The sequence below is a fragment of the Pseudoalteromonas sp. SWYJZ12 genome (assembly GCF_015864395.1).
Lineage (GTDB): Bacteria > Pseudomonadota > Gammaproteobacteria > Enterobacterales > Alteromonadaceae > Pseudoalteromonas > Pseudoalteromonas arctica.
Genome location: NZ_JADYXH010000017.1, coordinates 18,869 through 40,329 on the forward strand (window position 1 = coordinate 18,869; position 21,461 = coordinate 40,329).

At 39.4% G+C, this 21,461-nt stretch carries 17 protein-coding genes and 1 pseudogene; 11 read left to right on the forward strand and 7 right to left on the reverse strand.

The window, feature by feature from the left end; translation table 11 throughout:
- Nucleotides 1-50: 50 nt before the first annotated feature.
- Nucleotides 51-1,064, reverse strand: a complete 1,014-nt coding sequence (locus I6F42_RS15635; RefSeq protein ID WP_197152742.1) for a nuclear transport factor 2 family protein — start codon at nucleotides 1,062-1,064, stop codon at nucleotides 51-53.
- Between the two features lie 238 nt (nucleotides 1,065-1,302).
- Between I6F42_RS15635 and I6F42_RS15640 the strand changes: the two genes are divergently transcribed.
- From I6F42_RS15640 to I6F42_RS15660, 5 genes are all read left to right on the forward strand, one after another.
- Nucleotides 1,303-2,913 (forward strand): sodium/solute symporter, encoded by a 1,611-nt coding sequence (locus I6F42_RS15640; RefSeq protein ID WP_010553712.1) that lies wholly within the window; start codon nucleotides 1,303-1,305, stop codon nucleotides 2,911-2,913.
- Between the two features lie 10 nt (nucleotides 2,914-2,923).
- A complete protein-coding gene (locus I6F42_RS15645) occupies nucleotides 2,924-3,889 on the forward strand; it encodes an ester cyclase (protein ID WP_197152743.1) in 966 nt (321 codons plus the stop codon).
- 9 nt (nucleotides 3,890-3,898) lie between these two features.
- Entirely contained in the window at nucleotides 3,899-5,002 is a 1,104-nt protein-coding gene (locus I6F42_RS15650; RefSeq protein ID WP_197152744.1) for an ester cyclase, read from the forward strand.
- On the forward strand, nucleotides 4,999-5,853 hold the full coding sequence (locus I6F42_RS15655) for a hypothetical protein (RefSeq protein WP_197152746.1): 855 nt from the start codon (nucleotides 4,999-5,001) through the stop codon (nucleotides 5,851-5,853). Before I6F42_RS15650 ends, I6F42_RS15655 begins: the two co-directional genes overlap by 4 nt.
- Before the next feature lie 105 nt (nucleotides 5,854-5,958).
- Nucleotides 5,959-6,276, forward strand: a complete 318-nt coding sequence (locus tag I6F42_RS15660; RefSeq protein ID WP_010553716.1) for a hypothetical protein — start codon at nucleotides 5,959-5,961, stop codon at nucleotides 6,274-6,276.
- Between the two features lie 78 nt (nucleotides 6,277-6,354).
- On the opposite strand, the gene I6F42_RS15665 is transcribed toward I6F42_RS15660, so the two are convergent.
- The 3 genes from I6F42_RS15665 to I6F42_RS15675 form a co-directional block, all read right to left on the reverse strand.
- Nucleotides 6,355-8,760 (reverse strand): TonB-dependent receptor, encoded by a 2,406-nt coding sequence (locus tag I6F42_RS15665; protein WP_197152748.1) that lies wholly within the window; start codon nucleotides 8,758-8,760, stop codon nucleotides 6,355-6,357.
- A gap of 605 nt (nucleotides 8,761-9,365) precedes the next feature.
- Nucleotides 9,366-11,720 (reverse strand): TonB-dependent receptor, encoded by a 2,355-nt coding sequence (locus I6F42_RS15670; RefSeq protein ID WP_197152751.1) that lies wholly within the window; start codon nucleotides 11,718-11,720, stop codon nucleotides 9,366-9,368.
- A 468-nt stretch (nucleotides 11,721-12,188) separates the two neighbouring features.
- On the reverse strand, nucleotides 12,189-14,348 hold the full coding sequence (locus tag I6F42_RS15675) for an exonuclease domain-containing protein (RefSeq protein ID WP_231616378.1): 2,160 nt from the start codon (nucleotides 14,346-14,348) through the stop codon (nucleotides 12,189-12,191).
- Nucleotides 14,349-14,477: 129 nt separating this feature from the next.
- Here I6F42_RS15675 and I6F42_RS20240 point away from each other — a divergent pair.
- A pseudogene (locus tag I6F42_RS20240) lies at nucleotides 14,478-14,655 on the forward strand (protein phosphatase); the annotation flags it as partial.
- An 87-nt stretch (nucleotides 14,656-14,742) separates the two neighbouring features.
- Here I6F42_RS20240 and I6F42_RS15680 read toward each other — a convergent pair.
- The 3 genes from I6F42_RS15680 to I6F42_RS15690 form a co-directional block, all read right to left on the reverse strand.
- Nucleotides 14,743-15,132: a hypothetical protein gene (locus I6F42_RS15680; RefSeq protein ID WP_197152753.1), complete on the reverse strand. Its 390-nt coding sequence runs from the start codon at nucleotides 15,130-15,132 to the stop codon at nucleotides 14,743-14,745.
- Between the two features lie 87 nt (nucleotides 15,133-15,219).
- Nucleotides 15,220-15,606 (reverse strand): hypothetical protein, encoded by a 387-nt coding sequence (locus I6F42_RS15685; protein WP_226929071.1) that lies wholly within the window; start codon nucleotides 15,604-15,606, stop codon nucleotides 15,220-15,222.
- A gap of 109 nt (nucleotides 15,607-15,715) precedes the next feature.
- Complete coding sequence (locus I6F42_RS15690) at nucleotides 15,716-15,958, reverse strand: hypothetical protein (protein WP_024599791.1); 243 nt, start codon at nucleotides 15,956-15,958, stop codon at nucleotides 15,716-15,718.
- A gap of 451 nt (nucleotides 15,959-16,409) precedes the next feature.
- On the opposite strand from I6F42_RS15690, the gene I6F42_RS15695 reads away from it, so the two are divergent.
- The 5 genes from I6F42_RS15695 (at nucleotide 16,410) to I6F42_RS15715 (ending at nucleotide 21,431) form a co-directional block, all read left to right on the forward strand.
- Nucleotides 16,410-17,834, forward strand: coding sequence for a sugar porter family MFS transporter (locus I6F42_RS15695; RefSeq protein WP_197152755.1), 1,425 nt, complete (start codon nucleotides 16,410-16,412; stop codon nucleotides 17,832-17,834).
- 325 nt (nucleotides 17,835-18,159) lie between these two features.
- Entirely contained in the window at nucleotides 18,160-19,419 is a 1,260-nt protein-coding gene (locus I6F42_RS15700) for an OmpP1/FadL family transporter (protein ID WP_197152756.1), read from the forward strand.
- A 2-nt stretch (nucleotides 19,420-19,421) separates the two neighbouring features.
- Nucleotides 19,422-19,835 (forward strand): YeeE/YedE family protein, encoded by a 414-nt coding sequence (locus I6F42_RS15705; protein WP_021032090.1) that lies wholly within the window; start codon nucleotides 19,422-19,424, stop codon nucleotides 19,833-19,835.
- 3 nt (nucleotides 19,836-19,838) lie between these two features.
- Complete coding sequence (locus I6F42_RS15710; protein WP_149602344.1) at nucleotides 19,839-20,240, forward strand: DUF6691 family protein; 402 nt, start codon at nucleotides 19,839-19,841, stop codon at nucleotides 20,238-20,240.
- 96 nt (nucleotides 20,241-20,336) lie between these two features.
- Nucleotides 20,337-21,431 (forward strand): mechanosensitive ion channel family protein, encoded by a 1,095-nt coding sequence (locus I6F42_RS15715; protein WP_197152757.1) that lies wholly within the window; start codon nucleotides 20,337-20,339, stop codon nucleotides 21,429-21,431.
- Nucleotides 21,432-21,461: the final 30 nt, after the last annotated feature.

Below are 21,461 nucleotides of genomic sequence, written 5' to 3' on the forward strand. Positions count from 1 at the left end.
TTATAAAAGAAAAGCTCTGTCATTACAGAGCTTTTTATAACTTGAAAAAATTAAGTGCTCGGGTTTGCAATACTTTGCGTGCGTTTTAAAATATCTAAACCTTGTTGTTTTAACCAATACGGTAAGTCAATGATTACCCAGTTTTCAACTAATTTGTCACCTTCACGATGATATACATCAACCACGCGCATATCGGCAGGAGTATTAGCTCCAGGTAATCCTAAAAAGCCACCAATGGCGGTATTTGTTAAGTTTGGCCAACCAAAAAAGCATGCATACTCATCTTCAGCAAACCGGCAAATATGGCCATTAAATACTTTACCCGTTAACCCTTCCCTAAACGGATACATATGTTGTTGCTGATAACGCTCAATTGTATATGTAGCGCCAATCCCCGCAGGGCCATACCAAACCATGTTCTCGTCCCATGTTTTTGCAAGCACTTCGGGTGGGCAAGTATTTATACCGCTTTGATTAAGCGCGGTTAGGTTATCAATCATCTGATTAACCAAGTTCATTGTTCGCGTACTTTGCTCATCACTACCCTTACCTAATCGCACGCCATCGTGTGTACGTGGTCCTGGGTATGTAAAATACTGCCCGGTAGAGAGCGGTAACGGGTTTAAGCCTACTTGCAGCATAACCCCAATAATATCGACAAAAAAACCAGTTTGAATAATTTTACCGTCTTTAACACAGTTAAATTCAGCGTAGCGAATTGTCGCCAATTTATGAGAAGGCGCAATACCTAACCAGTCACGATCAAACAAGCCCATAAAGTGGCCCATACTCATTACCCACTCGCCGCCATCAGCTTCGCTTTGCCCTGCAATAAAAATATCTTCGCGGCGCTGAAGTGCTTTAAAAGAGTGGAATAAAGGCTGCCAAACATGCTCAATTACATCATTAGCATTGTTTAATTCATTAAACGGATGCACACCTTTAAAACTGTAATCATCTGCCAAGTATTCTTTAAATACAGCATTTAAGTCATTACCTTGCGTTTTTTCTAATGCCGCATGAAACTGACGAACCAACTGCTTATTATTAATTATTTCTGCCATGATGTTCCCTTGTTGTTTGCGTAATCAAATTAACACTCTTAAACCGCAAATAAATACGCATTGCTAAAATGTATTCTATTTAAAGAGTAATTAAAAGCCTGTAAATACTAAGTTATAAATCGATTTAAAATAATACTAATGACAATTGACTTCGAAGTCAAAGTGATTCATGATGATTCAAAATAAAAAGTATAAATAGGCTAATTAGCCCGTAATACCTAATCTAACAGGATTAATTATGAATGATTTTGGATTATTGAATTGGAGCATTCTCATCGGGTACATTATTGCAAACCTCATACTTGGGTTTGTAATAAGTAAAAAGGTGAGCAGTGCTAATGATTTTTATATTGGCCGAAAAAATACACCTTGGTGGGCTATTGGTATATCGGTAGTGGCAACCTATGTTAGTGCGCTCACATTTTTAGGTGCACCAGCGTGGTCTTACAAAGAAGGTTTATCGGTTATTGCCATACACTTAAACTATCCACTCGTTATAGTGGCTGTTGTGTGTTTGTTTTTCCCGTTTTTTTACAACGCGGGTGTCGCCTCAATATACGAATACCAAGAACGTCGTTTTGGTAAAAAGGCACGTATTTTAATATCAACAATCTGGCTTATTTCACAAACGATGGGGTCAGCCGCCGTACTTTATGCAACCTCTTTAGTACTTGCCTTTATTGTTGATATAAACGTAATTACCGCCATATTTTTAGTCACTATTATCGCGCTTATATACACCATGCTTGGAGGTATAACAGCCGTAATATGGACCGATGTAATCCAATCAGCAATATTGTTTATTGGTGCCGGCATTATTATGTATGCACTTATTACCTCTATGGATGGCTCATTTAGCTCAACCCTTACTGAATTAAAAGCACAAGGCAAGTTAGACCCGCTTAACTTCTCGTTTGACTTCACAAAAGTCACCACCGTTTGGTCTGGCGTACTAGCAATGTCGCTCTACCACATCACCGTTTATGGTACTAACCAAATGATGGTACAGCGTACCCTTGCAGCTAAAAATATTGGGGATGCTAAAAAGTCGTACTTACTAATGGGCTTTATCGCATTCTTTATTTACCTGTTCTTTATATTTATGGGCGTGTTGTTTTACAGCTATTACGGCGGACGCACATTTGAAAACGACAACCTAATTATTTTACAGTTTGCATCCGACTATGGTCTGCCAGGATTAATGGGAATTATAGCTGCAGCAGTAATGGCTGCTTCTATGTCGAGCCTTGATTCAGCGCTTAATTCGCTTTCAACAATTAGTACTATCGACTTTTACAAAAAGTATTTTGCACCTGAAAAAAACGACGCACATTATTTAGCTGCAACACGTTTATTTACTCTTGGCTGGGCAATCATAATCATTGTACCCGCCATTATGTATCACCTTTACAGCGAAGGCTCCATTTTAGAAATACTCACCAAGGTAGGTTCATACTTTGTAGGTGCTCAGCTAGGTATGTTTGCACTAGGATTTTTCTCTAAGCACACCACCGAAAAAGGCCTACTTATTGGCACATTAGTATCGTTTGTAACCGTTGCAATATGCGCCCTTTACACCGATATAGCATGGCCTTGGTATTGTGCAATTGGTGCCCTAACGTGTGTAGTGTTTAGTATTGTTTTGAGTATCGCTTTTGATGGTTTTCAAGAGGAGTACAACGAGTACACCATTAAAGGTCAGTTAAAAGTATTTAAAGAGCAAAACCGACCAGAAAAAGAAAACGGCTGGTATTTGGTCCCTGGTAAATTTGACTCAATAAACTACTGGTTACTTGGCTTTTTTGTAGTGAGCTTCGCGTCTCTCATGTTATTTGAACATTTTGTATAAGGTGAAATAAATGAATATTTTAGAACAACTTTTTGAAAACTTCAGCGCTGCAAAATTACCAAATCAAGCATTGCTTGCTGATACCGTTCAATGGCAGGTAAGCCACCCTTTTGAACCAATTACATCTAAACAAAATGTAATTAATAATTACTTTGGTGTGCTTAAAAACTCATTACCCGATATAGAACGTAAACCCTTTATTTCTATTGAGGGCGACTACAAAGGCGAGCAATGGATATGTGCAACAGGCTACTTTACCGGCACATTTACAAAACCGTTATTAGGTATTCCAGCCACCGGTAAAAGTATTTTTATTCGCTATAGCGAAATGGCTCAAATAGAAAACAATAAAGTAATTAACGTTTATACCTTTTTAGATTTAATCGATGTAATGAACCAAGTAGGTGTAAACCCGCTGCGTCCAAGCTTAGGTTATCCGGGTTTAATAATGCCCCCCACTACACTTGATGGTGTGCCTGCTACAGCTAAAAACGACGAACTAAGTAAAGCCAATGAACAGCTCGTAATCGATATGCTTACTGAGCTTGGCCGCTACGATGGTAAAGATCTGTACAGCATCAATTTAGAAAAATACTGGCACCCAGATTTTATTTGGTATGGCCCTGCAGGTATAGGAACAACTCGAGGCATTAGTGGTTTTAGAGAACACCACCAAGCTCCATTCTTAAAAGGGTTCCCTGATCGTGGGATCAATAAAACACTCTGTTTAGTAAGTCACGACAACTTTGTAGCAACGGGCGGTTGGCCGCATATGTACGGCACTCATACAGGGGATGACTGGCTTGGTTTACCTGCATCGGGTAATAAGCTGTTTCCGCGTGTTATGGATTTTTGGCGCTGCGAAAACGGTATTTTAAAAGAGAACTGGGTCGCTATCGATATTCCTCACTTATTAGAGGAAATGGGTATTGATATATTCGAGCAAATGCAAAATAAAATAGCAGCAGCAAACTAAGAGATACTTATGAGCACACAAAACACAATTACCCAACCTTACTGGCTGCCTTTATCGAGTGTATTAAATCCGCAAAGTAAAAAACAGCAAGCGCTTGTAGGGTTTGACGAAGAGTTTGTTGATATTGTTGATTACATTTTACGTATTACGCACCGCATTTGGGAGCAAAAAAACATTGGTTTATGTTATCGCTATTACGCTGATGTATGTCCTGTTTTTACACTTGGTGCTTACGGCGAAAATATTGAAGATGTTATTCAAGGCACGCTTAAAACCATTGCCGCATTCCCAGATAGAAGCCTTATTGGCGAAAACGTCATTTTTTCAGAAGACGGTAATGAGCATTACTACTCATCACACTTAATTAGCAGTGTAATGAGTAATACCGGTAACTCAGAATTTGGCCCAGCTACCAATAAAACAGGCCGAGTAACAACCATTGCCGACTGCGTTTGTTTTGAAAATAAAATAGTAAAAGAATGGCTAGTACGCGACAACGGCTTTTTAGTTAAACAACTTGGCCTTAATATTATGAATGTAGCCAAGCACATGGCTAAAGTACCAAGTAAAGAAAAACACATACAATGGCTTGATGAAGAGTTTACCCGGGTACAAGCAATTGATCACCGCACGCCAAGCACTCCAATTTTAAACGGTGAACTGGCCGCATTTGCGCATAACTGGCTAGATACGTTATTTAACCAAAAGCAATTTGCTAAAATACACGAGTTTTATAACTTAACGGCCACACAACAATGGCCAAGTGGCAGAATGGCAACCGGCCTTGCACAAATTAATGGTGTCTTTATACAGTTTTTTGCCAATTGCCCTGATGCCAAACTAACCGTCGATCACTTAGCAGTTACCCCCTTTGGTGAGAGCACCACAGATGTTGCTATTCGTTGGTCACTTGCAGGGCATTTCAATCCACAAAGCGATGAACTAAGTGAGCTAAAAAATCTTCCTTATTTTGTGTTAGGCGCCTCACATTTACGTATCAAAAATCAAAAGATTATTGAAGAAGTCACCGTTTTTGACGAAGTTGCGCTACTCGCAAACCTATTTAGATCACACGCATTAAATAGCCAAACAGAATTGGAGGTAAATGCATGATCAACGCAATTATCGATTTATACACCAAAGCAGATATTAAAACTATTTCAAGTAAATTGTTGCGTAGTAGCCGTTGGCAACAACATCACTTTACCGCGATGGGGTCATTGCAAGCACAACCGCTATGGCTTGATTTTTTGGCGCAATATGGCGTATCAGAATTAATATCTAAAACGCACAGTAAAGGCCATGAACTTGAGACTTTACAGCTGATATTACAACCTAAAAAATTACTAAAACCAGTAAGACTTTCGTTTGTAATTAAGCACAATAATACCTTCATAAAATCAGTAAAATGTGTTGTTGATACGCTATTATTGGCTAACAACGAATTTACAGGTGAGGCAAGTAATAATACGCTGGTGATCCCTAAGTTACCTAAAAGCGACCCTATTATGGTTTGCGATTTAGATAACCAGCTGCACCCAACGACCTTTCATGCAACGCCCAGTGATATTTGTGAATTACCAACGCAAACCGCCGAAACATTAAATAATTGGTGGCAAATTTGGCAGCTTAATAACTTAGCTAATTTTGAAAGTGTTTATGCTAAAAATGCAGACGTTATTCTTGCTGGCAGTAACGAAACACAATCAAAAGATGCGCTGTTAAATTGCCATTTAGCGCTTTCACAAACCCTAAGCAGATGCTACGCCCAATTAGAAACCGTACAGTTTGACAGTGCCTTAAACCAAGCAACAATTTGCTGGACACTCGATGGTACTTTTAATGCTAAAAACGTACGCGTTCGCCAACAAATACTCACCGTTATTACAATTACTGACACTCTAATATCAAGCGAAGTAATGCAATTTGACACCCTCGCGTTAAATCAGCAATTCGCACTGTAAACACTTATTACTTCCCTTCAAGCGCTCACTGAGCGCTTTTTTTGTTTATAATTTTAACTTTTTTAGGTACATTAAACCTTAAATTATAATAATTAAGGACAATAAATGAAGTATCTCAGTATCGGTATCGTCTTACTTTTAACTGGCTGCCAATCTACGCCTACATTATGTGAAGTAGAACCCAACGCGCTTTTGTGTGACTCAAGTACTTATAATGTAGCGACGGTAAATGCATTAACCACATTCGAGTCAAGAGCTGGCAGAAAAGCATTCGCACTAGGGAAAACCGAAAATGGTGGCGAGTTTTATGGCTTTTCAGAGGGTTACAGCTCACAATCTAAAGCAAATACAAGAGCCTTGGATGAATGCAAAAAAATACTCGCCAAATATGATACTAATGCTCAGTGCGAACTAATTCGATAGCTTTTTTTAAATAAAAAAGCCAGCTAATAAATTTATTAGCTGGCTGAAAGTTATGGCCATGCGGCCATTTAGGAAACCTTAAAACTGGTATTTCAAGCTCGCACCCCACGTACGCGGGTTGCTCCAGTTTGCTTGTACTGAGTTAGCTGGCAAACCATCAACAATTTGTGAATGCACCACACCACGCGTTAATATGGCTTTGTCACCAATATTCTTAACGTATGCTTCAACCTGTACGCTGTCGTTTATAAACCAGGTTAAACGCGCATCAACCATTAAATGCGCATCTACTCTTACCTCAGGGATGTTTGTATCAAACGCGTAGTAATCGTCTAAGTAATTCATTTGAATATACGGTACTAAGTACGAATCGCCCCCTAAACTAAACTCATAACGCGCCGAAAGCCCCATGCTGTACTCTGGTGCCATTGCAGGTCGCCAGCCTTCAAAACTAAATTGGCTAGAATTATCGTTTATATCTTGGCGGCCACCTTGGTTACCAAGTGCTAGTAATGGACGAAGTTGCTCGTTACCCACAGCGTAACCATCAGCAAACTCGCTATCCAATAACGATAACGTACCGGTAAGTGTTAAATTATCAATTGGTACCCATTGAAGGTCGGCTTCAAGGCCTTTAGTCTCAACGTCACCGCCATTTTCGTAATATTCAAAAGTTGTTGCTGTACCTGCAGACACACATTCTAAAACGGTATCTCCCGTTGTTGTATCGTTACATGACGTTGCAAACAACTGTGCTTTTACGTCTTCGTACTTATTCATAAATACCGATATATTTAAGCGCATTGCACCATCTAGCAAGTAGCTTTTCATACCCATTTCATACGAAATAACATCTTCGTTATCATAAAGGGGATCTGCACCACGTGCTACCACGCGCGAATCGTTTGCACCACCCGTTCTGTAACCAGTGGCGACGCTTGCATACACCATTATGTCTTTGTTTATATCGTACTCTGCAGCTGCTTTATATAACATTGCAGAATCATCCCAATCGGGAATGACATCACCAGTAAACGTTTTATCGTCTTGGTTTACACGTAAACCACCTACAATACGTAAGTATTCACTAATTTGATAACGTAACTGCCCATACGCTGCGATAGATTTAGCTGTATGCGGGTCATAATTTGGATTCCCCCACGAAGGCACAACGACAGAGTCTGATACACCATCACCTGTTGTATCTGCATGCGATAACCAGCTCCAATCTGCTTCTTGATCAAAGTAGTAAAGTCCACCAATCCACGAAAAATCAGAGTCGTCATTATTTGATGCAAACTGTAACTCAGACGATAATGTTTTTTGGTCGTCCACTCGCCCAAAACCACCTACAAAATCAATACCGCCATCGCTATAGTCGTTGTCGTAGTATTGCTTGCCGTTAAGGGTTGAATAGTTAGTCGTCCACTTAATATCAGCAAAGTCGGTATACCACTCAAGTGCTACTGTGGTCGAAAAGCTTTCTTGTTTATCAAGCGAAAAGCTATTGCGATAAACATCATATGGACCAAGGTCGTCATGTTGCGTATCACTTGGCTGATAAATATGCCCAGCTGTAATTGTAGGGTTAGGATCAAATATGCCGGAGCCGGGTGACGTTTCGCTTATTTGGTAACCCGCAATTTGCTGATAGCCCCAAATAGCTTCTGAGTTTGAGTTTTTACGCGAGTAGTCAAAACGTACCGTTGCGTTAAACTTATCGTTTGGTTGCCACTTAGTGACATTACGCATATAAAACTGATTTTTTTCGCGTAAATCATCCGAAGGCCCTGGAATCACTAAGTTATTGATATAGCCATCGTGACGATCAGAGGCCACTACAAAACGGGTCGCGAGCGTATCGCTTACAGGTATATTTATAATACCCTCGTAAGCACTGCGGTTATAACTCCCTGTTTCAACTTTTATACTCCCCAGTAAATCGTCAAAAACAGGTTGATTAGTAATTATATTAATACTGCCAGCAAAGGTGTTACGTCCGTATAGAGTACCTTGTGGGCCACGCAGCACTTCTATGCGCTGCACATCCACCAATGCTCCTAAACCAGATGAGGTAGTCGGTACGTAAATACCATCTTGAAATATACCGACTATTTGCTCAGCAATACCGGTGCCTGCTACACCCACCTCATTAGTGCGTGCGCCGCGCATTGCAGGACGAACCTCACCACCGGATGACCCCATACGTAAACCCGGTACAACCTGCTCAAGACCCGTAACATCAATAATACCTGCACGGGCTATATCAGCCTCCCCTAGTGCAGTGATTGATGATGATACTTCCTGTAGATCTTGTGAGCGACGGTTTGCAGTAACGGCTATGCGTTCAATGGCTGGTTCTTTAATTTGCTGCTGAGTTTGTGTTGATGTTGTTTCTTCGGCGCTGTGAGCATTCATTGTGGTTGCTGTAATAGCAGTTGTTACAGCAAAATGAACGAGAGTCCGTGTAAATTTAGCTTTCATTATAATTATTCTCCCGAGTTTAAAACGTGTCTACTTCTCCCCAACTCTACATTTTCAATTATTACAGTAAACAAATTGTATCAATTGAAAATGCATTGATACAAAATAGACTTCGAAGTCAAAAAGATCAACAACTTTCTGCCTAATAATTAACCTCAACTATTAAAAGACATAAATAACAATGATTTAAAATCAAAACAATCATGATTTCGAAATCTATAAAATAAAAAGGCCAGCAATACAATATTGCTGGCCTTTTAAATAATATCCATTTTTATTAATAACTTAACTTCAGGACGTGTTGATCTTTGTGGATTGAAATTTGTTCAATCTAGGGGCGATTAAATCGCGGCGCGAGGTTTGTAACCTAGTGGGCTAAGTAAAAACCGAGCAACAAAGAGTTAATCGTCCCTAGAAAGAACCCTTTGGGCAGCGCATGTTTGGTATTTATGCTGCGTTATCGCCTATTCATGGGGAATAACCACACTACATAGGCTCCGCCTTGCCTAAAAACCAAACATACTGCTGTAAATTCACCCACCAAAGTTCAACACGCCCTAGCTAAACCCTAACCGAGTATAAAGCAGTTAAAAGCGATAACTGCCTTAAAAGTTATAACCTATTCTTACGCCATAAGTGCGAGGATTAGCATAGTCAGCAGCCGCTACGTTACCGCCAAAGCGAACCGTTCTAAGCAAGATAAGTTCATCGCCTGCATTTTGAACATATGCGCGTACAGCCCATTCATTATCGGCCGAATACCATGCAATACTGGCATCGTATTTTTGATAGCTATCTTGCGTACCAAACGAAAACGGGAGATCGTTGGTCGTATACGAATCCGATAACTGAATACTGGTAGCAGGCACAATGCGGCCTTTATCACCTAAATCAAACTCGTAACTCGCTAAAAGGGTAATGTTATATTTGGGACTTAACTGCACTTCGTTACCGTCAAGTTGCAGTAAGTTATCTACGCCATTTATAGTTTCTCCGCCTTCTTCAAACACATTTGGCGTAACAAAGTCACCATAAGTAGAATCTGTAAACGCGGCACGTGCACCTAGACGCAATGCATCACTCGCTTGCCAATCAATTTCAAGCTCTAAACCAGCTGCATTAATTTCGCCCGCATTACCAAAAAACGATACCGCCGTACCGCCTACATTTTGAAAACGCGTAGAAAGTAAATCTTCGTATTGGTTGTAATATAAAGAGGCGTTAAATCTTAATGAATTATCAAGCAGCATGCTTTTAAAGCCTACTTCGTAAGCCGTTACTGTTTGCTCATCGTAACTGTTTTCACCGTTAAAAGCGCCCTGTGCATTACCAGCTAAAAAGCCTGTAGATACTGTAGCGTATAGTAGCTGATCGTTTGTTAAGTCGTGTTCAATACCAACTTTCCACGTTACTTTACTCCAATCGCCATCTGCATCTTTTACCTCTAACTCTGAAAAATCGATCGTGCTTAAATCATTGGTATTTTGACCGTAGATATCCCACTCACGTTTATCATTTGTGTACCTTATACCTGCTATACCGCGTGTATCATCACTAAATGTGTAGTTACCTTGAAAATAAGCCGCCGCTGATCGCGTTTCTAGCTGAATTTGGTTTAACCATGGTGCATATTGAAGTGCTTGAGGCTGCGTTGTATCGGGTACATTATCAACCACAGCTCCGTAGCTCGCATTTAAAAAAGCGTTATCTAGGTCCTCAGAAAATAAGTAAATACCAGCCACCCATTCAAAATCACTTTCGTAGGTAGAGCTAACTTGTACTTCTAACGAGTTAGTTTTAGATTCAATTGCGTTACCATCTACTGTGGTTGCATAAGTCGAAAAATCACCATCGGTAAGGCGTGTTTCTTCGTAATCCATTGAGGCTGCAATTACTTTTAAATCAACCGACTCAAGCGACCAGTTTAACTCGGCGCTAATACTTACATCGCTCACATTGCGTGATGGCTTATAATCAAACTGCTGAGTAAATGGGTCTGACGATACACCTTGGGCAGTATCAAGCCCAGGCGTTGCTGCATTATCTAGGCCTGCACCAAAACGACCACAATTACTGCCACACACATCATCTCGACCAATGCGCTGAGTTAATGGTGCAGATAAGCTTGTTTTACCTGTCGCTGGGTTTATAGGCACACCTAAAATATGGTAACCAAAAGCACCGCCGCCATTTGACTCGTCCTGCCACGTTTCTACTTTTACATTTAAATTTACATCGTCGTTAAATTCAGTAAATACTTGGCCACGTAAAAAATACATATCGGCATCTTTCAAGCCTGCTGATTCATTAAACGAATTCTCTACGTACGGGTCACGTATTTCTCGTACCCCAGTAAAGCGTACTGCGGTGTCATCGGTTAAAGCAGCATTAAAAAAGCCTTCACCGCGCAAATGGCCATAATTACCAAACGTTGTAGCCATACCACCTTCGGTGATATCAAGTTCAGGCTTTTTAGCTATTACATCAATTGCGCCACCAAATGAGTTACGCCCGAACAACGTCCCTTGCGGGCCGCGTAGTACTTCAACACGTTCTAAATCAACAAAGCCAGCGAGTGCTTGCCCATGGCGTGGGCGATAAACACCGTTAGAGTAAAATGCAATAGCAACATCATTAGCCTCTACTTGCTCTGTTCTGGCACCGCGCATAGCTGGACGGGCATCGCTCCCCGACACACCCGACTTTAAACCTGGCGCTAGGCTATCAAGGCTTAAAATATCGGTAATGCCATTCTCTAGTAAATCTTTAGCCGACACCGCAGTAACTGCTAAAGGCACCGACTGAATACTTTTAACTCGCTTAGTAGAGGTAACAGAAATCACCTCCAGCTCTTTATTGGGGTTTAACTTTGCTTCTTGTGAAAATACAGATGCTGAGCCTAATAACGCCGTATTTACAGCAGCAAAAATAAGTGTTTTACGTAAAATATTCGTCGTCATGAGATAAATTCTCCACCTGTTGAAATGAATTTTATTAAGCATTTATGGAAGCTATGCTCCACCACCGAATTTTTATTATTTATAATTATTAAAAACGCAGTATTTAAATGACTATTTTTTCGACTCATAAAAACTACCGCTTTTTGCATTCGAATGCAACAACGATTAATGCAACTTTTACATGTAACTAACAGGTGTTATAAAAACAAAAGCTTAAAATACACTCAAGCAGCTAATAGTAAACAAATTTAATTTTTATGGCGGATTTAAAATTACTGGTTTGATCAGTTTAATGCGAGGGATTTAAACAAAGAAAAGGAATGAAATTCGAATAGAGCATATAATTTAGACTTCGAAGTCTAAATTATATTAAAGACCCACTTTAAGTGTCAGCACATAATTAATTTTCAATTAAGTACTGATTATTCATGGCATAACTATTTAGTGGCTTTTAGTTAACCTGAAGATCTATTCACTACTTTGGGATTGCTGAATAAGTAACAATAACTCAGCAGTAGCCGTTGCATCAGCAAGTGCGCGGTGATGGCTGGTTAAATTTAAATTAAAATGCGATGAGAGATTACCAAGCGAATACGACTTTAAGCCTTTAAACGCTTTGCGCGATTCAACCACGGTGCACATTTTTGGCATTTTAAAAAAGTGCCCTGCCATCTCGCATTCTTTTTTAATAAAGCCGTAGTCAAAATTAACGTTATGGGCTACAAAAATACTGCCTGCGAGTTTATCAATTAGTGGCTTTACAACCTCTGCAAATACGGGCGCGTTATAAACCATGCTGTCGCTAATACCAGTTAGTGACGTTATAAATCCAGGTATATGGCGCTCGGGGTTAACTAAGCTAGTCCAAGTATCAATTACTTTACCGTGCTGCACTTTTACAAGGCCTATTTCGGTAATACGGTTACCGCCTTTTAAGCCGCCTGTGGTTTCTATATCGACCACACTGTAAATACGGTGTGGATCTACAAACCATTTAACCGCAGCAATGTGTACTGTAAAGCCCACATTTTTTAAATTATCAATAGTGGTAAGTTGGTTGCGCCTCAGTTTGTCGCCCGGTGCTTTTACCTCTTCAAAATGTACTTGGCCATTATTAATGACCATTAAGTCGGGGTAGCCGTCTTTTAGCTGTAAATAATGTTTACTCATAGCCGTTAAATGAGTAATTAATGCCTCAAGTGGGCTGTTTAAAATAAGCGCTTCTAGTGGCTCTAATAAATTGCTGCGCCATCTAAACAAACCGTTAGGTTGATCAAAGTATTGCGCTGCATGTTTGCATACTAAATTAAGCAATGCTTGCGACGTTTGGCACTGTGCTAAGCGCTCATTTATCTGCGTTTGCTGCGATTCATAAAAATTACCAAGCCTTAATACTTGCGGATAAATATCAAACTCATTGCATGGCGGATAAGGCGACTCCACAAATAACTCATGCCAAAATACTAATGCAAACAAACTTTGCCAAAGCGTATTTTCGGTATTAAATACAGCCATACCTTGGCGAGTATAATAATCGTTTACGCCCTGCTCTACTTCACCTCGGTATAGTTCATCTATTTCTAGCACGCATTGGGTGTCGGCAAGCATGGCACTTAAACGCGAACGTGTTTTTTTATTAAACTTACGCATTAAAAAATCGTCAGCAAAATACAGTAAATCATCAGTAAGGGGATTTTCGATAATGGCTTCTAATCGTGCTTTTACCCATTCTTTATTGCCAAGCCTGTATTGCTCTCTTATTTGAATTTCTTGTGCTTCGCTATCATCCACGCACCCTTCAAGTAAGCTAAAAGCAAGTTCGCTATCAACTGCTTTTAGCTGCCTATAAAGCCTAACTAATAATTTATTTTTTAATACAACGGCAATTGCACCATGTGCAGCTTGTACTAAAACCTGCGGCGCTAAAGCAACGTAATCGCTCTCATCGGTTATATTTTTAAATGCTAACCGGTAACGGTTTAATAAATAGTTTGATTGTGCTTCGTCAAGTGTTTCAAAGCGTGACAAGCTCTCACTGTGCCCTTCGCGCGTAGCGGTTAAGCCTAAGTCTCGCATTACAAAACGATTTTGATGATTCACATCTCCACCGCTTAGTTTGCCTGCAAATAAAAACTCAAAATATTCGTAGTAGTCACTCCGGTTATTAATTACATACTGGCTATAAAGTGGCGCAAGCTCTTGTGGGCATGCTTTAAAAAACTCACGCGCAATATCCACCAGCGCGCCTTTAGCGGCGCTCTTTTTAAAGCTTATTTTCTCACTGTAATTACTTAGCAACTCAACCAAAGAAGGCTTAGTTAAGTGCGCTAAAAGCTGTGAATAATGCTGCTCGTTTGGCTCAAATAAAATACCGGCTTTTTTTAGCGTATAAATAGCCTGATGCGGCGATGTTATTTCTTCATAATTAAGCGATTGCGCCTGCACCAAATAAGGCCTTCGCGAGTATACCCGCGCCAACATGCACTGGCTTTGCTCATCTAGCTGATTAATTTTACTAATAAATTCGCTGTGTTTGGGCTCAAGTAAATGCATACATTTACTTGTTACAAACTCAATAAGCTCTCTAAAATGCGCTAAATAGTATTTTGCTGGTAATTCTTTTTTCATAATATCGCCACAACTGTATATAAAAACAGTATCTAGTATTTGCGCTTATTATTCAATCTTAAACTTGTAATCAGTAATGCTTATAGTTGCCATATAAGAATAATTTAGAGTCAATAAGCACTAAATGTAAAAAGCGACATATTACAAGCCATACAACAAAAGCAAACCATTGCCATACACTGTAAAGGCGGCACCTGCGGCACAGGGTTGGTCGCTGCACTTATTTTAAATTCGACAGTACACATAAGAAGAGGTATACAGCCTAGTACAAGGCATTCGCCCTAAAGCACTGACTATAGAATTGTAAAAAGAGTACTTTGAGAGCTTTGAGGTGTAGACAGCAACTGGGTAGGATTTAGCACTATGAATAGCGCTAAAAATATTCTTTTAAATGTCATTCTACGGCCTCAATCAATCGTCCAGTCATTGAGATACCAACAAGACTAATTGGTGAGTCAGCAGCGAAAACGTAAAACCAAACTATTTGCATTTTCTGGTCTATTAAACAAACTTGGCTCTTTAGGTGAACAAATGCAAATATCACGTCTCCAACACTGTATTTATCACGAAGAAATGACATAACTTTTTCTGTTGCATTACCAATTGATATTGGTGGTTCGCCATCACCTAAGTCCCAATTAGGACGGTTTAACAAATCATCTGGTGTAATAAATAGCTTTTTCCCATATCTCTCAAAAGTAGAGGACTCAAAGCAGCTGGGAAAGTAAGCATCAGCACTTATATTTATAGAAACTAAAATTAAAAGTAGATAAAGTGCTCTCATATCCATCCGTGCTTATAACGTCCCACGCAGCTGGAAACGCGAGCGCTCTGGCGCAGCCAGCAAGTGTTTTTCCGATGACTTGCCTTGTTAGTTTTCAATTTTTTCGGCAATTTTACCATTAATAAATAGTACTCCATTTTTTACAAGTACATCTCCATTCCAGATAGAACCATAGTATGCATCATCAAGATACAAGTCCTTCTCATACTTCCCAACGATCTTTAGCGTATGCATATTTTCGGAAGTCCCAAATTTTATCGTATGGTTTAAGGGAGAGGGAGAACTTTTACCAATAGTTTCTATAGGAATTAATTTTTCACTATATGGTTCAATGATTGTTACACCCAAGCCCGGATGGATAATATTGTACTTAAAGGAGTTGCCGACTCTTTTTCCTTCATCAGCACCAGTAATCCCATAAATACTTGCACATCCAGATACGAACATGATTAAAATAAGACAAAATAACCTCAAAATTGACTCCATAAGTTTATTTGAAAACTAACGCTTAGATAACAGGCTAAGTAATGGTTGGCTAAACTGTGTAGCGAAGCGAAACGTAGCCAACTGTTACTTATTATGTTTACCTACCACCAGAATCTTGATTGTTATTAGGTATATCATTACATACAGCACAATTAATATTTTTGCGATAATTGTAGAAACGCCTAATAGCAAAAATGGTTACCGATACTAAGGCCCACAAAATACCGAATTCAATAGAGTATTCTAGACTTCTGCCTTTTAAGTATTGAACGCCTGTCAACAGAGAAAAAATAATTGGTAGAGCTATAGCGTATTGAACAATCCATTTTTTTATTGGCATAAATATTCCATTAACACTCTGAGCTTGAAGTAAACATAACAACTTAATCGACGATATTTGTCGTTTTATAAACCGACAATGTTCCTATATTCAATGCATTTACCTTAACCACCAAATAATCACTTGTAAACAATTACCTAACTTCCAATCAATTTATGTAATTGCAAAAGCACACTTAAAGGTACAGATCAGTAATATTGTTCCAACAGGCACTTCCTATACAAAGCATATTATTTATTAAAATTCAGTCTGTGTTATCTAAAAAGGCAGTAACTTAATTTTAAAGTAACGCCGGTAAGCTAATACCTTTAAATTAAAGCCCTTAAATTAAAACCTTAAAAACGGCTTAATTTATACTCGCCAAACCCTTTATACCCGCACAAGCATATTCAACCATAACGCTTTACGATATTATGCTCCCTTAAATTTAATTTAACTTTCAGGGCATATAATGACAACGCACACACCGCCTTCCCACTCAGCCAACACAGCTGAAAACACCTCTCTTTTTTACGTAATTTTTATCTCTGCCGTGGCTGCTATTGGTGGCTTTTTATTTGGTTTTGACTCAGGCGTTATTAACGGCACGGTGTCGGCACTGGGTAATGCATTTAATTCAAGCAGTGTGGCTAAGGGGTTTAATGTTGCCTCTGTATTACTTGGCTGTGCCTTAGGTGCGCTTGCTGCAGGACCGCTGGCTGATAAATTTGGTCGCCGTGCAATTATGATCATCACTGCGATTATTTTTGCTATTAGTGCCTTTGGGTCGGGCATTAGCGAAAGCTCTGCGGAGTTTATTTTTTACCGTTTATTTGGTGGTTTAGGTATTGGTGCGGCATCGGTATTAGCGCCTGCTTACATTGCTGAAGTTGCGCCACCAGCACTTCGTGGTCGTTTAGCTACATTGCAACAACTCGCTATTGTATTGGGTTTATTTGCTGCTTTTTTAAGTAACTACTTAATTGCTGATGCAGCAGGCAGCGCGCAAAATATTTTAATGCTTGATATAGCCGCTTGGCGCTGGATGTTTTGGGCAGAGCTTGTGCCTGCTGTGTTGTTTTTAGTGGGTGTTTTATTTATTCCTGAATCGCCTCGTTATTTAGTGGCGCAAGGTAAAGTGGATGATGCAAAAGCGGTATTTAGTAAAATATCGAACGACAACGTTGATGCGCAAATAAGCGATGTAAAACGCTCATTGCATAGCGATACAAAGCCAAGTATTAGTGATTTATTTATTGATAACAGTAAAAAAGTACACCCAATTGTTTGGGTGGGTGTGGCGCTTAGTGTATTTCAGCAATTTGTGGGTATTAACGTGGTGTTTTATTACGGCTCTGAGCTTTGGCAGGCCGCTGGGTTTGATGAGTCGCAATCGCTATTTATAAATGTGCTCGCAGGTACTACTAATATTGTATCGACCTTTATTGCCATTGCCCTAGTTGACAAAGTTGGCCGTAAACCACTGTTGCTTGTAGGCAGTATTGGTATGTTTATCAGCTTAAGCGCGCTTACTTATATATTTGGCAGTGCAGGCCTTGATGAAGCAGGCAAACTTGCCCTTAGCGATAACATGGGTACTTTTGCGCTTATTATGGCTAACTTATTTGTGGTATTTTTTGGCTTAAGTTGGGGCCCAATTGTATGGGTATTATTGGGCGAAATGTTTAATAACCGTATTCGTGGTGCTGCCCTTGCCGTTGCTGCCAGTGCGCAGTGGATTGCTAACTTTGCAATTACCATGACCTTCCCTATTATGCTGGCTAACATTGGCCTTGCCGGCGCTTATGGATTTTATGCGTTATCGGCACTTATAAGCATATTTTTTGTTGTTAAATACATTAAAGAAACACGCGGTAAAACGCTTGAATCTATGTGATTTTTAAAAGCGGTGATATTAATCGCCGCTTTGCTTTTACATACAATAGCGTTATTTAAGAATGATTGTTTAGATGAGCTAAACGTTAATTAATAAATATATTTTAAACTGCTGTTGATACGTAAACGCTCCTTTTACCAGCAAAATTTTAATACCAAAGTGTATAGCTACCGATTGCATACTTAAATATCGCTATAGCTCAATATGTTAGCGCATATAACCATTGCCGTATTACCTTTTATTATAACTAATCTATTTAAATTCCTTTTTAGAATATCAAAAATTAGCTATTGTCCGCCCATTCCAACTTTATGTATTTACTAAAATGAAAAAACAGTTAATTTCAGGCTTAGCTTTAACGTGTGCGTTAGGTTCGTTCAGTGCATTTGCTACTAATGGTTATTTTACTCACGGCTATGGCATGACCCACAAAGGCATGGCTGGCGCAGGTGTAGCGCTGTCAGAAGAGTTAATGTCTGGCGCTAATAATCCAGCAACCTTTTTACCTAACGGAACAGAGCTATCACTGGGCTTAGAGCTTTTTTCACCTGAACGAAAATATACTGCATCAAAAGTAGATACTTTTTACCCTGGCGCATTTTATCTTGAAGCAAAAACACAAAAAAGCGACAACACCGTATTTGCAATTCCAGAGTTTGCTATTGGCCATCAATTAAATGAAAAAGTAAATATTGGTTTATTAGTGTATGGCAACGGCGGTATGAATACCGAGTACGGCGCAGAATCCTCTCCTGAGGGGACTTTTTACGCTGGTACAACGGGCGTTGATTTAAAACAACTCTTTATTAGCCCAACAGTAAGCTATAAGTTGAATGAACAAACACGCCTTGGTGTTTCCCCCATTTACGTGGTGCAACAGTTTGAAGCGCAAGGGCTTGGAAACTTTGCTCCTTTTTCGGAATCACCAGAAGCGCTTACAAATAATGGCACCGATACAAGCACAGGCCTAGGCATTCAACTGGGTATTAGCCAAGATATAAATTCGTCATTAAGCTGGGGGGCAAGTTACCGCTCGTCAGTGTCTATGCAAGAGTTTGATAGCTATAAAGGTTTGTTTGCAGAGCAAGGCGGATTTGATCTACCAAGTTCGTTTCAACTTGGCGCAGCCTACAAGCTTACCCCAAGTAATCAGGTTGTATTTGATTGGCAAAAAATAAATTACAGCGAAGTAAAAAGTATTGCAAATCCAGTCAATAATTTAATGTCAGCGCCTTTAGGAGCTAACGCCGGCGCTGGGTTTGGCTGGAACGATATGACTATTTATAAGCTTGGCTATCAGTGGCAACGTACATCGCAACAAAAGATTCGTTTTGGGGTGTCTTACACCGAGCAACCGATTCCTTCTTCTCAAGTTATATTAAATATTTTAGCGCCGGGTGTTCAAGAGTGGCATTTTACAACTGGCTTTAGCCATTCTTTTACCAACAAGGTACAATTAAACGCTATGGCTTTTTATTCGCCAGCAAAAAAAGTAACGGGTGCTAACTACTTAGCGCCTAATCAACAATTATCAATCGAAATGAAACAAACCGGTTTAGGCGTTTCTATTGTTTGGGAAATTTAAAAATGATAACAGAATTCACCCCAGTATCGGCCGCAATAGGCGGGGCATTAATAGGTATAGCGTGTACGTTATTACTGGTTTTATACGGAAAAATTGCGGGTATATCAGGCATTGTTAAATCTGTATTCGCTAAAGCAAATTCAGACTCTCGTTGGCAGTTATACTTTATTTTAGGGCTATTGTTGGCAGGAGTCGCTGTAAGGGTATTTGCGCCTTCTTTATTAGAAGGCGAATTGCAATTACCGCCTTGGCTTATTGTTGTTGCAGGGCTTTTAGTTGGCGCTGGTACAACGTTAGCTAATGGGTGCACAAGTGGCCATGGTGTGTGCGGCATGTCGCGCTTTTCTACTCGCTCTTGGGTTGCAACTTGCACATTTATGCTTGTCGCCTTCATTACAGCAAACCTTGTAGGATAAATAATGAAAGCAATTATGATGGTTGTTATAGGCTTTATATTTGGCTTAGGACTTATTGTTAGCGGGATGACAAACCCTGCTAAAGTGATTAACTTTCTTACCTATGGAAACCAATGGGACGCAAGCTTAATTATAGTGATGGCTGTTGCCATGCTAATAATGATGCTTACATGGTTATGGGTTGCAAAAAAAGAGAAGCCACTTCTTTCAGGAACGTTTAATTTAAGTGATTTAAAAAAAATTGATGCGCGCTTAATTATCGGCTCGGTACTTTTTGGTTTAGGCTGGGGTTTAAGTGGTATATGCCCAGGCCCGGGTTTGGTTCAATTGGTATCTCTTAAAATGGAGTTTTTATTGTTTTTTGCAGCCGTGCTAGGCGGTATGTGGTTAGCCAAAAAAGTATAATATTTGCTGCCGACTAAACTCGGCAGCTACCTTACCCAAACAAAGGTACATAACTTGCTGCAATATATATAAAACTATATTGAACAGGTTTAAGTTATGATAAATAAAGCGCTGGAATTTTCTAACAGCACACCTTGGTTAGGCGCAGCGTCCTCTCTTTTACTTATAGCTATACTACTGTTTTTAATTCGTTTTTTTGTAATGTACTGGCTAAAAAAATGGACTTCAAAAACCAAATTTATATTCGATACATTACTAATAGAGTCAATATCTAAACCGCTTACACTGTGCACAATTATTGTGCTACTCACCATTTTAGAGCACGACACCTTCATTATTAGTACTTCTATTTCTCAGCAGATCCCTTTTAATAGCATTAATATTGTATTAGCGCTGCTTGCACTTATTATGTTTTTAGACCGCTTTATTATTGGCACTATTAATTACTATGGTAAACAATCTGCCGTGGTTTTTAATTCAAAAAGCATAATTAAAGGCGTGATACGCGTTACATTATCGTCAGTGGGATTGCTGGTATTAATGGGCACGTTAGGTATTTCTATTACGCCCATTATTGCCTCATTAGGTATTACATCACTGGCTGTTGCCCTTGCTTTGCAACCTACCCTCGAAAACTTTTTTTCTGGCGTGCAGCTAGTCATAGATAAACCTATAAGGGTGGGTGATTTTATTGAGCTTGAATCTAAGGAGCAAGGCTTTGTTGATCATATAGGCTGGCGATCTACATGGGTTAAAATGCTACCCAACAATATGATTATTATACCTAATAGCCAATTATCTAAGTCGCGTATTATTAATTACTTTTACCCTGAAAAAGAGCTTAGCGTGCCTGTTGATATAAGCGTGCATTACGATTCAGATTTAGAATTTGTTGAACAAGTAACACTTGAAGTGGCTCGTGAAATACTTATTTCACACGAATGGGGCGTTGATGATTACAATACCTTTGTGGTTTTTCATACCTTTGATAGATCAAGCATTAACTTTACAGTAATGCTTAGAGCTAAAGAATACTTTAATCGCTTTTGGGTTAAATCTGCTTTTATAAAAGCCCTGCATAAACGCTATAAAAAAGAAGGTATTGTAATTCCCTTCCCTATTACGGCTATTAACACTACACAAGAATCCGCTAAATTTAATAGTGATAAAAAGGTGCAAGGCGATACTTAAAAAAAGCGCGAGTGACTCTCGCGCTAAATA